Annotated in this window: 18 protein-coding genes and 1 riboswitch; of the genes, 5 read left to right on the forward strand and 13 right to left on the reverse strand. The window is 41.6% G+C overall.

Going from position 1 to position 14,153, the window contains the following annotated elements; genetic code table 11:
• Positions 1-5: 5 nt before the first annotated feature.
• The 6 genes from N8M93_RS04375 to N8M93_RS04400 form a co-directional block, all read right to left on the reverse strand.
• On the reverse strand, positions 6-776 hold the full coding sequence (locus N8M93_RS04375; protein ID WP_261129952.1) for a LamB/YcsF family protein: 771 nt from the start codon (positions 774-776) through the stop codon (positions 6-8).
• Positions 776-1,783 carry a biotin-dependent carboxyltransferase family protein gene (locus N8M93_RS04380; RefSeq protein ID WP_261129953.1) on the reverse strand — a complete coding sequence of 336 codons (1,008 nt, stop codon included), beginning with the start codon at positions 1,781-1,783 and terminating at the stop codon, positions 776-778. Before N8M93_RS04380 ends, N8M93_RS04375 begins: the two co-directional genes overlap by 1 nt.
• On the reverse strand, positions 1,780-2,499 hold the full coding sequence (pxpB, locus tag N8M93_RS04385; RefSeq protein WP_261129954.1) for a 5-oxoprolinase subunit PxpB: 720 nt from the start codon (positions 2,497-2,499) through the stop codon (positions 1,780-1,782). Before pxpB ends, N8M93_RS04380 begins: the two co-directional genes overlap by 4 nt.
• Positions 2,500-2,517: 18 nt before the next feature.
• The gene (locus N8M93_RS04390; protein WP_261129955.1) at positions 2,518-3,276 is read right to left on the reverse strand and encodes an IclR family transcriptional regulator; all 759 of its coding nucleotides are present in this window, start codon (positions 3,274-3,276) and stop codon (positions 2,518-2,520) included.
• Between the two features lie 261 nt (positions 3,277-3,537).
• Entirely contained in the window at positions 3,538-3,855 is a 318-nt protein-coding gene (gene sugE, locus N8M93_RS04395; protein WP_261129956.1) for a quaternary ammonium compound efflux SMR transporter SugE, read from the reverse strand.
• Positions 3,856-3,987: 132 nt separating this feature from the next.
• Positions 3,988-4,082: riboswitch (guanidine-I (ykkC/yxkD leader) on the reverse strand.
• Between the two features lie 828 nt (positions 4,083-4,910).
• On the reverse strand, positions 4,911-5,396 hold the full coding sequence (locus tag N8M93_RS04400) for a DinB family protein (protein ID WP_261129957.1): 486 nt from the start codon (positions 5,394-5,396) through the stop codon (positions 4,911-4,913).
• A 304-nt stretch (positions 5,397-5,700) separates the two neighbouring features.
• Between N8M93_RS04400 and N8M93_RS04405 the strand changes: the two genes are divergently transcribed.
• From N8M93_RS04405 to N8M93_RS04415, 3 genes are read left to right on the forward strand one after another with little or no spacing between them, the layout of a single operon-like run.
• Positions 5,701-6,756, forward strand: coding sequence for a metal ABC transporter solute-binding protein, Zn/Mn family (locus N8M93_RS04405; protein ID WP_261129958.1), 1,056 nt, complete (start codon positions 5,701-5,703; stop codon positions 6,754-6,756).
• 27 nt (positions 6,757-6,783) lie between these two features.
• On the forward strand, positions 6,784-7,785 hold the full coding sequence (locus tag N8M93_RS04410) for a permease (RefSeq protein ID WP_261129959.1): 1,002 nt from the start codon (positions 6,784-6,786) through the stop codon (positions 7,783-7,785).
• Positions 7,786-7,797: 12 nt separating this feature from the next.
• Positions 7,798-8,733 carry a TIGR03943 family putative permease subunit gene (locus N8M93_RS04415; protein ID WP_261129960.1) on the forward strand — a complete coding sequence of 312 codons (936 nt, stop codon included), beginning with the start codon at positions 7,798-7,800 and terminating at the stop codon, positions 8,731-8,733.
• Between the two features lie 89 nt (positions 8,734-8,822).
• Here N8M93_RS04415 and N8M93_RS04420 read toward each other — a convergent pair whose 3' ends face one another.
• The 7 genes from N8M93_RS04420 to N8M93_RS04450 all read right to left on the reverse strand — a co-directional run bounded on the left by N8M93_RS04420 (position 8,823) and on the right by N8M93_RS04450 (position 12,817).
• Positions 8,823-9,362, reverse strand: a complete 540-nt coding sequence (locus N8M93_RS04420) for a GNAT family N-acetyltransferase (RefSeq protein ID WP_261129961.1) — start codon at positions 9,360-9,362, stop codon at positions 8,823-8,825.
• A gap of 18 nt (positions 9,363-9,380) precedes the next feature.
• Positions 9,381-9,827, reverse strand: a complete 447-nt coding sequence (locus N8M93_RS04425; protein ID WP_261129962.1) for a hypothetical protein — start codon at positions 9,825-9,827, stop codon at positions 9,381-9,383.
• A 56-nt stretch (positions 9,828-9,883) separates the two neighbouring features.
• A complete protein-coding gene (locus N8M93_RS04430; RefSeq protein ID WP_261129963.1) occupies positions 9,884-10,297 on the reverse strand; it encodes a VOC family protein in 414 nt (137 codons plus the stop codon).
• Positions 10,294-10,677 (reverse strand): VOC family protein, encoded by a 384-nt coding sequence (locus tag N8M93_RS04435; RefSeq protein ID WP_261129965.1) that lies wholly within the window; start codon positions 10,675-10,677, stop codon positions 10,294-10,296. Before N8M93_RS04435 ends, N8M93_RS04430 begins: the two co-directional genes overlap by 4 nt.
• A gap of 17 nt (positions 10,678-10,694) precedes the next feature.
• Complete coding sequence (locus N8M93_RS04440) at positions 10,695-11,630, reverse strand: RNA polymerase sigma factor (protein ID WP_261129966.1); 936 nt, start codon at positions 11,628-11,630, stop codon at positions 10,695-10,697.
• A gap of 79 nt (positions 11,631-11,709) precedes the next feature.
• Positions 11,710-12,255, reverse strand: a complete 546-nt coding sequence (locus tag N8M93_RS04445) for a cysteine hydrolase family protein (protein ID WP_261129967.1) — start codon at positions 12,253-12,255, stop codon at positions 11,710-11,712.
• 307 nt (positions 12,256-12,562) lie between these two features.
• The gene (locus N8M93_RS04450; RefSeq protein WP_261129968.1) at positions 12,563-12,817 is read right to left on the reverse strand and encodes a hypothetical protein; all 255 of its coding nucleotides are present in this window, start codon (positions 12,815-12,817) and stop codon (positions 12,563-12,565) included.
• A gap of 151 nt (positions 12,818-12,968) precedes the next feature.
• Between N8M93_RS04450 and N8M93_RS04455 the strand changes: the two genes are divergently transcribed.
• Together N8M93_RS04455 and N8M93_RS04460 are read left to right on the forward strand one after the other, a co-directional pair.
• Positions 12,969-13,394, forward strand: a complete 426-nt coding sequence (locus N8M93_RS04455) for a ferritin-like domain-containing protein (protein ID WP_261129969.1) — start codon at positions 12,969-12,971, stop codon at positions 13,392-13,394.
• A 193-nt stretch (positions 13,395-13,587) separates the two neighbouring features.
• A complete protein-coding gene (locus N8M93_RS04460; protein ID WP_261129970.1) occupies positions 13,588-14,091 on the forward strand; it encodes a GNAT family N-acetyltransferase in 504 nt (167 codons plus the stop codon).
• The last annotated feature ends 62 nt before the right edge of the window (positions 14,092-14,153 follow it).

Consider the following 14,153-nt stretch of genomic DNA (forward strand, 5'->3'; position numbering starts at 1 on the left):
GCCTCCTATTTGTTGGTCATTCCAACCTTTTCTATGGTGATTCCTGCTTCTTTCAATCCAGTCCGGATGTTTCGGGCAAATGAGAGGGCACTTGCCCCATCTCCGTGGATACAAATAGTGTCTGCCTCGATTGGGATATCAATTCCCTGCAAGCACATTACCTTACCTTCCTTCACCATCCTGACCACTTGCTGAAGGGATTTTTCCTCCTCTTCAATCAATGCATTGACAAGTTTCCGGGAAGTCAGCGTTCCGTCCTCTTGATAGGTCCTATCAGAAAAAACCTCACTGGCTGTCCGGGTACCTGTTTTTTTACCAGCTTTGATCAGCTCACTTCCAGATAATCCGAAGAGTATCAATTCTGGATCAACGTCATAAACCGCTTCAGCAATTGCCTCAGCAAGCTCTGGGTCTTTTGCAGCCATATTGTAGAGTGCCCCATGCGGTTTAACATGTTGCATGACACCACCTTCAGATTGAACAAACCCATATAGAGCACCGATCTGATAGGTGACCAGGTCATAAGCTTCTTCTGGAGAAATCTGCATCTCACGCCTTCCGAATCCAACAAGGTCCTGTAGTCCAGGATGCGCTCCGATCGCAACGTTCTTCTCCATTGCCATTTTGACGGTCTTCCGCATGACTGAAGGATCACCAGCATGAAATCCACACGCGATATTGGCTGAGGTTACATAATCAAGGATTGCTTCATCAGATCCCTTTTCATAGGTTCCAAAGCTTTCTCCTAAATCACAATTCAAATCTACTGTATTCATTAGTTGAGTCCTCCTTCTCTCAGCTTCAAAGAAATTCCTTGTTCAAGCTGTTGCAGATGTCGTTCCTGTTCTAGATACAATTCTTCAGCCTCACGATGAGTAATGAGCTTGAATCTGACTTTCTCCCCTGGTTTCAACTGTGCCACTTTTGAAAAGTCAACTGAAGCGATCTGGGCAATTTTCGGATAACCGCCTGTGGTTTGGCGATCTGCTAATAGTGCGATCAAATTCCCTTCTGATGGTACCTGGATCGTACCGAACGTAACCGCTTCCGAAATCATCTCTGCCTGATCTGAAAGTTCTAACCGTTCACCCTTGAACCGGAAGCCCATCCGATCGGATTGAGGTGTCAATTCAAATTCAGTACTTGTAAGCTTCGCCTGGCTTTCTTTTGTAAAATTGTGCCATTCCCGGCCTGGTATGACACGGAGGATGTCGTGCTTCTCCGCTTCCATACTCCATTCTGCAGCTGAAAACCAATCCGATTCCACATAAGCCTGGTCAGAATCTGAAAGCTGTTGGAAAATATGATTCGCCTTCTCACTTCGATCGCCTATTTTCAAACAGTCTCCAGCATCCAATGCCCTGCCTTCAAAACCGCCAATTTCAGCGCGGATATAAGTGGAACGGCTGTTCATGATCACTGGCACATCAATTCCCCCAGCAACTGCCAGGTATGAGCGACACCCGGCCGCACATGCTCCAAACTTCAAAACAGTACCTGCTTTGACATAGATCGGACGCCACATCTTCACTGGCTCTCCATTTATCTTTGGGGAGAAGTCTCCCCCCGTCATTGTAATCACTGTATCTTCCTGGAACTCGATTTCAGGTCCTTTCATTGTCATTTCGATTGCAGCTTCGTTGTCATTGTTTCCTACTAAAAGATTCCCGATTCGATAGGCAAGCTGGTCCATCGTGCCACCTACAATCACGCCGTAACGTTGATAGCCATAGCGTCCAGCATCTTGAACGGTTGTCTGCAGTCCCGGTTTAACAATCTTCATCCCTGTTCCCCCTTCAATTTCTCGAATTCCTCTGATGAGATTGGATGAAAACGTATTTTATCCCCGGCTCGTAATAATGTCGGCGGGTCTTGTTCAATATCAAACAGTTTCCGAGGTGTTTGTCCGATCAATTGCCAGCCACCGGGGGTTTCGATCGGATAGATTCCTGTCTGAGAACCTGCAATACCGACAGACCCCTCAGGTATTTTCAAACGAGGGGACTCCTTCCGAGGTGCTGCAATTTTTTCAGACATACCTCCTAAATATGGGAACCCTGGCGCGAAACCTATCATATACACCAAATAATCTGTTTCCGTGTGGATGTCTATGACTTCCTCTTTGGTGAGGCTGTTATATTTTGCAACATATTCCAAATCTGGACCAAATTCTCCACCATAACAAACTGGTATTTCTACAGTCCTGGTTTCGCCTTCGTTTTCTGCTCCAATCCGAGTCATTGCTTGTTCAATTGTATGACATATCAATTCATATGGAGATTTCGTTTTTTGCGCTTTACTTTCGTGGAGTACGTTGAGTGGATCATAAAAGACCGTGACACTTGTAAAAGCTGGAACGAATTCAACCATTCCAGGCAGTGGTTGTTCCTCTAGGAAAATCGAGATATTCCGAACAAGGATATGGGTTTCTTCAGTAATTTTATCATCAAGATTTATAATGACCGCCGAATCCCCTAGAGGATGAAGTTCATACTTCAAATCAGCACCTCCATCTGATCAGCCATTCCATCCGATCGATTTTGAAATTTCATCCGTTGCTTGCTTCACTCGCTCTTTCAAATGTGTAATCTTGTCAGGATTTCGAAAACGATTTTCAGGTCCCACAATACTAAGGCCAGCAAAAATCTGATCATCATGACCGAATATCGGTGCTGCAATCGCTGAGGAATCATCATGCAATTCTGAATGGCTCACTGTATAACCTTTAGACCTCGTCTCAGCTAACATTTTCCTTAACACCTTTTTGTCTGTAATCGTTCCTGACGCGATAGGCTGTAATGTTGTCGTTTCGATATAGTGATCTCTTACCTCTTCAGGTAAAAAAGCCAATAGGACTCGTGGGCATGCGCCTGCATATAACGGGGCACTGCGTCCGATTCCGGTAAAAACCCTGACCGGTTTATCTGTCTCGATCTTTTCAATATAGATGGCTTCATGATGTTCTCGAACAATCAAATTGACGGCTTCACCAAGCTCGTCCTTCAGCTGCCTCATGATCGGGATTGCGGCCTTACGAATATCCAAGCGCTCTTTGACTAATTGTCCATATTGGAGAAAACCTAAACCTAATTCATATTCTCCATGATGATTTTTTTTGAGGAATCCTGTTTCTTCTAATGATAGAACCATACGATAGACGGTCGTTTTCGGCATCGAGGTAAGTTTGTTCAATTGTGGAAGAGAGAGTGATTTGTTGGTTTTAAAAAGGCTCAATATTTCCATCGCTTTGATGACTGTTGTATTCTTTTCTTTCATTTTGCACCCCAAAAAACACCTGACGTTCCGTTATTCGGAATATCCGTTCCGAAAATAACGTTTTCACTCATTATAATCTGAATTGTCGAAATCATCAATGTATATATTTCCCATCGTTCGCCCCCTGAAACTAAAAAGAGCGACCTGAAAGGTGATATTTCCCTCAGATCGCCTGAATTATAAATTCAAAGATTCCTTCTTGTCTTGATTGCAAAGATATCCACTTTCCGCAGACGAACTGCAGTAATATCGTGAATTTGGTTAAGATGATGTGAATTTCAAGCCGATGATCCCGACCAAAATCAATCCTAAAAAGAGAATTCTCATGAAATCTTTCGGCTCGTTAAAAAGTAGGATCCCCAGTAATACTGTTCCGAGTGCCCCGATTCCTGTCCAAACCGCATAGGCGGTGCCGATTGGCAGTGCTTTGATCGCAATCGATAGAAAATAAAAGCTTATGATCATACCGATGACTGTTATGATCGAGGGTACCAAACGGCTGAAACCTTCTGTATACTTCAAACCGATTGCCCAGACCACCTCAAATACCCCTGCAATAAGCAGATAAATCCATGCCATCGCTCATTCCTCCTATTAAAGATATATTACGTTTTATTAGTTATTTCTACGGTTTTTACAGTTGCTCGCTTTTTCCGAAGTGAAACTGAAGATCAAGCCCAATAAAAAAACCGAGAAAATATCCAAATGATATCCTCCCGGGCTTTTCTCCCTCCGTGTACACAAATCGCTTGTGCGGTTTCTCTCGGACCAGACCATTGTGATGCGGAACCCTAGAAACCAATGTTTGCTTTGAAATTCATTCCATTATGGCAAAACCAATCAACTCTGTCAAACTGGATCATTCGATGGAATTAGCCATTTTCACCAGTTCCTCCCTTACCTTCTCAATCTCTGTTGTAAACATTCTATAATGGAGGTTGTATTCAACTCCTCCTTCCATCCAATGGAGTTCGGCAGCCGGGAAATCCGTTTCCTTAAAGAAAGCTGTCTGGCCAATGTCCAATTCAATTCTTTCATAGCTGGAATATTGTTTGATCCGGCTATAAAAACGATCAAAATTCGCTGTTATGTACTCGATCTCCTCTCTCTCATTAGTTGATGAAATGTACTTTATGCTGGAGAGGACCTTAAACCTTTTTGCAACCTTTTATATTGGTATTGGCTCCATTTATAGCGAAGGTTATCTTCCCACTTAGATAATGTAACCGCTGATTCTTCGCTATTCTTTATAGGGTTATAGTCAGGCATTTTCATTTCATAGGGTACAAGATCCAATGCTTCTGATTTAGGGATAGGTGCATATGTCGTTATTCCATTTTCCTCGCCCTGTTTCCGAAGATGCTTCGAGTTCAATTGATCCCGGTTGCAACCCGATAATAATAATATTGCACAAAGGACGACGGTCACAATTGTCTGTTTATGAATCGATTATCCCTCCCTGAAATTCTATTTATCTAGTTCTACGCCATTTTTCAATAAAAGTTTCAAACATAAACAAAACTTGGCAAACAAGCCTTAGCGTAGGCTTTTGCCATAGTTGCGCTTATACTGAAGAATACTTTCTTTACGTGTAAATGCAAAGAAACCCCGGCCACATTCAGCCGGAGTTTCTCTTAATTCATTTCTTCTACTTCAGGTGTTTTTTGTAGGGAATCTTCAATTTGATGCTTGTGGTGGCGATCATGTTCACAGAAATTGATCAGGCATTTCCTCAGGGTTTCCGGGTGCCCCCTATCATAGAAGGTGGCATCGAGTTCTTCCTCTGTACGTGCATTGATGGCTTTTATCATCAATTCTCTCGTTTCCAGGAATTCTTTGATGACCTCGTTTTTGGATACACCATTTTTTGCATACAGGGAAGCTCTTTGATTCATGACGTTAACATCGATGGACCGCGGCAACCTCGCTCCTGCTTTTATTTTTGGGTATCTTTCTTTTAAAAAGTAACGATCCCAATAAGTAAGATGAGTAATAATTTCTGCAATCGACCATTTTCCGGGCTTGATCGGGCTCAACCATTCCTCATCACTCAGAGAATCAAGACTCTGTACCCACTGATTGAATCGTACATATCTCTGGATAATCTCTGTTTTAGTCATCATTCTCCTCCATCATTTGTTGTTATATAACCTTTTCCCTAAAATCTTATGTTTTAATAGTAGAATTTATATTTTATTAATTTTTTTGCTCTGTTAATTTTTTAGGACGTGCTGGTTGTACTAGATGATCCTTAAACTTGGTTGGCACACCTGGATCTTTTCTCCCACAGGAGTGTCGTAAATTTCGCTTAGTCAAATGAGTGTGATTTAATAGAACTATTTTTAATTAATCGTAATAATTTCGGTTTGCAAATCGTAACCATTACGATATAATGTTTTTTGTACAATTGTGAGGAGGAAGACCATGAAGAAAATCATACCAGTATTATTCACTGTTCTACTATTGACTGCTTGTGGTCAAAGTGCACAGACATCACAAGATGGTGCTGAAGAAGAAAAATTACAAGTTATGACCACATTATTTCCATTAAAAGATTTTACTGAAAAAATCGGCGGGGAGCATGTACAAGTCGAAAGTGTTTTGCCTCCAGGAGCTGATGCACATACATTTGAACCGACCCCGAAAACGATGATTAAACTAGCTGAAAGTGACCTCTTTATTTATAATGGAGCTGGTTTAGAAGGATTTGCAGATTCAGCGGTGAAATCATTGAAAGATGATGACGTAAAAACCCTTGAAGCAAGCAGCGGAATCGACCTCCAAGCTTTCAACCATGAAGATCACGACCATGAAAATGAACATAACGAGGATCACCATCCAAAGGACGATCACGAAAGTCATGAAAGCAAAGAAAACTCAGAGCATGAGCACAGTGAATCAGAAGGAGAACACCCAGAAGGGAAAGAAAATAAAGAGGATGATCATGAACATGGGGATATCGACCACCATGTCTGGCTCGATCCAATATTAGCGATCGAACTTGCTGAAAACATCAAGAAACAGCTTATCGAGTTGAAACCTGAGAAGAAAGAAGAATTCGAGAAAAATTTTGAAAAATTGCATGCTGATCTGATCGAATTGGATCAATCATTCCAAAAGACCATTGAAGCTGCTGATAAAAAAGAAATCCTTGTTTCCCATGCGGCTTATGGTTACTGGGAAAACCGATATGGCATTGAGCAACTGAGTGTATCAGGTTTATCACCGACGAACGAACCTACTCAAAAACAAACCAAGAAGTTATTGGAAGAATCCAAAGCGCATGGTATCCGATACATTCTATTTGAGCAGAACGTGAATACGAAGCCGGCAAATGCAATAAAAAACCAACTTGACTTAGACATTCTTTATCTCCATAATCTTTCCGTATTGACTGAAGAGGACATTGAAAACAATGAAGATTACTTTTCTCTGATGGAACGGAATATCAAAACATTGGAAAAAGCCCTGCAGAACTAAAATTCAATAAAGTGATGTGACTGATTCATGTTTCAACAATCTACCCGCGAAAACATATTGATCTTTCTATTATTCTTTCTTTTCCTTTTTGGCTTCATGTTTATGGAGGAAATCAAGAACTCGGCCGTTCCTCTCGAGATTCCTGGTAGTCTGATAGACTTGAATACGATCTTTTTAAGCATCGTTCTGGAAGCTTTCCCTTTCCTGCTTTTAGGTGTATTCGTCTCTGCCCTTATCCAATCGTTCGTGTCTGAGGAAACGATCAAGCGTTTCACCCCGAAAAAGGGATACATTGCGCTGGTACCGGCAACAGTGATGGCTGCCCTTTTTCCCGTTTGTGAATGTGCCATCATCCCTGTCGTCAGACGGCTGATCAAGAAAGGGATGCCATTACATATCGGTGTCGTCTTCCTTGTAGCCGCTCCAATTTTGAATCCTGTCGTTTTCTTATCAACCTTTTATGCATTCCGATCAGATATGACTGTCGTTTATGCACGTATGGGTCTAGGATTCATTTTAGCGATCATCATCGGCGGCATTGTTTATACGATTTTCAAGAATAAAAATATGCTGAAAGAGACTGAAACTCATGTTCATACACATTCGCATGGTCATGAAAATGTCTCAAAATGGAAACTTACGATGTACCATATGTCTGATGAATTCTTTGATACTGGTAAATTTTTATTATTTGGTGCTTTGCTCGCTAGTGCGTTCCAGGCATTCGTCAGTCGTGAGTTCATCGCATCGATCGGAACAGAAGCATGGTCCTCAAGTTTGATCATGATGGCTTTTGCTTACCTGGTATCACTCTGTTCAGAGGCAGACGCATTTGTTGCCGTTTCATTCCAATCAACTTTCAGCACAGCTTCAATTGTCGCGTTCCTGGTTTATGGTCCGATGCTTGATATTAAAAACACGTTGATGCTTTTGGCTTATTTCAAAAAGAAATTCGTTCTCACTCTTATGGCAGTCATTACTGTAACCGTGTTTCTTTCAATCCTGTCGTTCCAACTATTATTCTTGTAGGGGGTGGATACCGTGAACAAACAATTTTACGTTAATCTCAGGTCGATCATTCTATTTGGTTTTGCATTCTTGATGAGCGCTCTTATCTATACAGGACAAATCCAGTATTATATCGCTCCACAAATGATGAAGTTCATGTATTTTGCGACAGTGACGTTCTTTGTTCTAGGGATCATCCAATTGTTCCGTTCAGAGGATTCAGAAGAGCATTGTCTTTGCGGACATGACCATCAAGAAACAAAGCATCCATTCATGCGCTTCATCGTCTATTCACTATTCATCTTACCTCTCATGACTGGATTCGTATTCCCTGAGAAAGTCTTGGATAGTTCGATGGCTCAGAAAAAAGGGGTTTCCCTTAACGGCAGTGTAAAGTCTAAAGACCAAAAAGCCCCTCAGGCAAACTCTGAAAGTTCCACCCCTAATGCTGACGAATTCCTTGAAGATCCAGAAGGATATATGGAAGAGTTGGAAGATGAAGTTTCCGAAACTTCCACCGCTCCTACGAACGATGATGGAATATATGAATACAATGAGTATTATGCTGATATAGCGGATGAATATAAAAATAAAGATAAAATCATCGTAACTGAAGATAACTATGCAACCCTGGTAGATACCCTCAGTGTATTTCTAAATGAGTTCCAGGGCAAAACAATCGAAATCGAAGGATTTGTTTATCGGGAAAGTGATATGAAAAAGGATGAAATGGTTATTGCACGGTTCATGATGACTTGTTGTTCAGCGGATACTACTGTAATCGGCACGATGGCAAAAGGTACCGAACTGCATACGTTTGAAGATGATCAATGGGTAAGAGTGAAAGGATCCATTTCAAAAATGAACTACAATGATTCTACCATCCCTTTGATAGAAGTTACTGATGTGGAACGGATTGATAGTCCAGAAACTCCTTATGTTTATCAAGATCTTGGCATTTTCAACTGATAAAGAAAACTTGGCGAAATCAAGCCTTGGCGCGAGATGAAAAAGAGCGCTATCATTCTCTCAACCTGTAGAGTGATAACGCTCTTTCATTATTTATACTCCCGTTTAAGCATGCTGTATAATACACAGTCGTGGAAATGGTCGTAAAGATATTCTGCATCTCTCAATACGCCTTCTTTTACAAAACCTAATCGCTCGGGAATCGCTTGACTCTTTGTATTCTTCAATCCACATTGGATTTCGACACGATTCAAATGAAGTGTGTGGAAAGCATGATCAACAAGTGCTTTCGTCGCTTTTGTCATGATGCCTTTCCCTTGATGTCCCTCAGCAAGCCAGTACCCAATGGATGTTTTCAGATTTCTGCGGTCAATTTGATGATAACCGATCATTCCCACCAGGTTCCCTTTATGTACAATGCCAACCTGGAAGCCATCACCTTCAGCAAATTGCTTTAGCCACATCTCGATGACAGGCTCATAATCTTCTTCCTTTTCCATGCCGTCCACCCATGGGAGCCATTCTCTCAAATAGTCCCGTGATTGATCAACAAGGATGAACAATTCTGGTATATCCCTTTTTTCTAATAGTTTCAGAGATAGATCTTCATCAATTGGAAAAATAAACATCTATTGCCCCCCTAGTCTTTACTGGTACGGATTAATCGTGACATCAAGGATATCCCATTCACGGAAGCCGACTTTCTTCATACGGATCAGTAAGCTTCCATCATACGATTCAATGACTTCAGTACCTTCCTCTTTATATTCGTAAGCTTGGAATTGTGCTTCAACCTCATAGGCCTGGTCCACATTTTCAGCGGATTTAATGACCATCCTTGTGTTATCGAGATCCTTTTCCTCGCCGAATTGCATGAATTCTTCCAGTTCAGATTTCTTATCAAGAACGGATTCATCGTTTACCTTGCCTGCTTCTAGATCATCTATAAAATTTTTCGCCGTTTCTTCTGGTGTAACGATCAAATACGAAATCATTAAAATAAGAATGATGCCGGAGACAAACGCACTGGCAAAAATGAGGATTAATTTCTTATTAATTTCATCATCCCTGCTTTCTATGTTTTTTCTTATCAAATACTACCACAATTTAAGAGAAAAAGGGAATTGCCGTTGTGACAATTCCCTTAAGATTAATCCTCTTTCCATTCCCCGCCCCAAATGTTGAATTTGTTTCCATCAGGATCAAAACAATCAAATGCATACCCCGTCCACACTTCCCGGAATTCACCTACCTGTACGCCATGCCCCTTCAAATGTTCATACAGATGCTGGGGATCTTTTACATTCAATGTAGCTGTGAAAATCTGAGCATCATCTGAATTTCGTAACACCCCGCTCTTCCATGTCGCCTTTCGAGGCATATCATCGGTTTCATACAGGAATAACCAATGACCATCTTCTACTCTTAATGAGGCGGTCTTCGACTCACGCTCATAATCATCACCAAAAACACAGCCGAAATGCTCGATCCAAAAATTGACCGCTATATCAAGATCAGTCACAGGTAAATGTGTACAAGGTACACTTTGAATTTGATGCGTCATGATCGATCTCCTTGGTGATGCTCCTCACAGATCATAAGGACATTTCCATCTGGATCTTTGAAATTGAAAAAAGATACATCAGGGAATCTCTCAATCTCCCGGACGATGATTCCTCCTTTTTCTTTGACGAAGGCATATGCTTCATCAATATCATCAGTGTGAAGCATGAGATTCGCTTCAGTGCCAGGTTCATTGTTCCGATCATCATCAAGTAAAAAGCCGCCGTTCCCTAAATCGACATAATGGACAGGACTATCCGGGTCTACTTGCGGCGTTTCTTTACCGAGTAATTCAGCATACCATCGGGCTGTTTTCTTCAAATCTTGGACATGTACAAAGGTAGTACCAACACGATTAATCGGGCTTTTTGTAATTTTCATCGTATTACCTCCTAAAATCATTCCCAGTTGACTGGGGGTTTGTTCCGTTGAAGTTGGATCTCGAGTTTATCAGCAATGGCGGTCAATAGTTCCCGACAGAAGAAATAACTTTTGTGGCGGACGATTTTGCCATCCACTACATCCTGAAATTGTACATCATGCAACTGGAGACCATGCTCTGTTTTTGCAAGAACAATGATGATTTCTTTCCCCCACAAGTTTTTCCGTAAAGCCTGCTTCCCCATGATCCCTGCTTGCATGGATCCTTTTTCGACATCGCCTTTCGAGAATTCTTGAAAACCTGGTGATACCTCCATATGGATGGTATCACTCGTCAATTGGAGCATTTGCTCTATATCACGTCGATTGAATGCATCCAAATACGCATCGACGACTTCCGAGTGTGGTGATATATCTTCTGTTGTATGATGCGCTTTTTCGTATGTGCCGACTGTTTGCAGCTTTCTGCGGGCTCGGTGAACGATTCCGTAGACTGCCCCTTCTGTCGAGTGGACCATATTCGCAATTTCTGCAGCCTTGAATTGAAATACATCCATCAACAGCAACGTTGTCACCTGTTTCGGCGTAAGATGATGAACAAGCACCTCTAATGCCTCCCGTATGTTGAACGCTTGCGAAGCTTGTAGGTCAGGCTCATATTTGTCTGATTCATCTTCAACAGCTCGTTTCCGTTTTCTGCATTCATCAATCCAGCGATTGGTGGCAATTCGAAAAAGGTACGCTTTCGTATTGAGCGGTTGCCAAATTTGGGGGAGCATTGCAAATGCTTTTAACAACGTTTCCTGGAACAGATCTTCGCCTTCCCAGGGGGAACCTGTGACATAACGGCAATAATTCCATAAGTCCTGCTTGTATGGTACGATTTCTTCTTCAAATTGATTATGTAGGGATCTGGTATCCTCTACAATGTTTTTCATCGTATCCGTCAGCATTATGATTGACCTCCTTTCCCCTCTTCACCCTATATAACGTAATCTACCGAGAAAACCTTACGTGCTTTTCGTACTTTTTTTATTTTATTTTCTCTTTCATCCAAAAAACGTCCTCGGTATTTTCGAGTGTAATGGTTGAATCAGGACTCCAGAAGTTTCCTAACGTATTGTGTGTATGATCGATGATTTGTTTAGCTGTCAAATGGTCATTATCCATAGTCGTATGGGCGTCCGTGACCAACGTGACATCATAATGTGCATCGAATGCTCCCCGACAAGTGGAATCGACGCAATAATCCGTTTGTGCCCCACATATATAAAGGTGTTTCATTCCTAACTTATCAAGGACTTCTTTCAGATTCGTATCTGCAAACGAATTAGGCAGTGTTTTATTTATGATGGTTTCCTTTTCTAATGGCTTTTCCAATAAAGAATGTAACTCCCAGCCAGGTTCACCTCGTTTCATCGGTCCGGCAGGGTACTCATGTTGAACGTATATGACGGGAACATCATTAGTCCGAGCATTTCGGATCAAACTTGATATTCGGTTGATCACCTCTTCTTTTTGGTAAGTATTCTCCATGACAGCATCTTGGACATCAATGACAAGCAACACTTCTTTCATTTTTACCTCCTTCATTACACAGAACTTTTGTTCGTATTTTAAGTCATTTACATATTTCGCTAATTAAGTTGAAAATTCCTGCAACTTATTTTCAAGTCATGCGTCTATATAAGTAGGAGGTTCCTTTGAACTTTAAAAAAGCTTCAGGTTCCCCCTGACAAATTATCCTACCTCCCCTTTGACATGGACTGGCTCCCGTGAGCCGGTCCATATTTTTTTCTGGAGTCATTGGTGGTGCCGCTTTTAGCGAAAAAATACAAAAGAGCTCTAGATTGGTTCTAGAGCTCTTTTTTGATCGTGCACGTTATCATTTTACTTTCAGCGTCTTTTGGACGCGTTTTTTCTTTACAATGAGTTGATAGGCCTTCTCTACTTTTTCTTCTACATAATCCAGTGAGATACATTTGCTAGGGTCTGCAAACATTCCCACCGCCCTGGACAAATGATCCACAGCGTTTTTCAAATCTTTTTCGTTCCTTTGTGTTTTGTTTAAATGAATGTCGTCCATCACATGAAAGGCCATAGCTTGAATATCGCGTAATCGTGCTTCTTCACTCTTCAATGCGTTCCCTCCCTGCTAGTACTTTTGCATAATCTAACTTATGGGAAAAGTGTAGGGAACATGAGTGTTTTTTACCTTGAATCGTCGGTTGTCACAATTGTCTTTTTCTGGGCATATGATACCGAAGAAAATTCGGAGGTGTATGCTTGAAATGCAGATGTATCGACAGCCAATGGAGTCACAAAGTCTAATTGAAGATTTACGTAAGGCGATCAATGGAGAGTATAGTGCGATCCATTGTTATGAGAAATTAGCTGAAAATGCGCCAACTAAAGCGGAAAAAGAACGAATCCTTGAAATCCGTAAGGATGAAATCACCCACTTCCAAATGTTCTCGCAAATTTATGTCAGCTTGACAGGTCAGCAGCACAAACCTGAAATTACAGAAGAATGCCCGGATGATTACAGAAAAGGTGTCCGTGCTTCCTTCATCGATGAACAAGAGACTACAGACTTCTACCTGGACATCGCTGATAAAGCTCGAACGCCATACATCAGACATGTTTTCAAACGTGCTTCAGCTGATGAACAAAACCACGCTGTCTGGTTCCTCTCCTTCCTCACGCTAAGAGGCTGATCAATGAATCGGTACCTGAATCGGTGCCAGGTACAAAAATTCAATCCTACAGCCCCAAGGACTCTGAGATAGTGCCTGGCACAGTCACGGAAGCCTTGGGGCTGTTGAGGTTCCAAATGGTACCAGGCACGTATAGTATACTGTTGGTGATAATAAACTAGTGACTAGATGGGGTTTCACAGGGGGTAAAATCATGTTTGAATTGCGGACTGAACGTTTGAGGTTACGTCCTATCAAAAATAGCGATGTTCCGAATTTGATGAAGATATTTTCGGATCCGATTGCGATGGAGCATTATCCATCTACAAAAACGGAGCAGCAAGCAGAAGAGTGGATCGAATGGACGCACAATAACTACAATGCCTATAATGTCGGCTTATGGGCGGTGGAATCGCTGGAAACTGGGGAATTTATAGGGCAATGCGGTATCGCCCCGCAGAAAATCAATGGTGAAGTCTTGATGGAAATCGGTTATTTGTTCGTCAGAGAACATTGGAGAAAGGGTTATGCAACGGAAGCCGCCCAAGCTTGTCTCAACTATGGGTTCGAAAAATGCAAATATCCTAAACTCATTTCACTGATTGCTCCAGAAAACAGACCCTCAGCCACTGTTGCAAAAAGGATCGGGATGCGGAAAGAAACTCAAATTCATAAATGGGACCGCTCTATTGATGTGTACGCCATCAATTCAGATTGATTGGTTCCATCACTATGTATGTTGAGATTTTATACTGAGTTTTGGCCAGATAATCCAGAGTC

Origin of the sequence: Bacillus sp. Marseille-Q3570 (assembly GCF_946151055.1) — a bacterium.
Lineage (GTDB): Bacteria > Bacillota > Bacilli > Bacillales > Fictibacillaceae > Pseudalkalibacillus.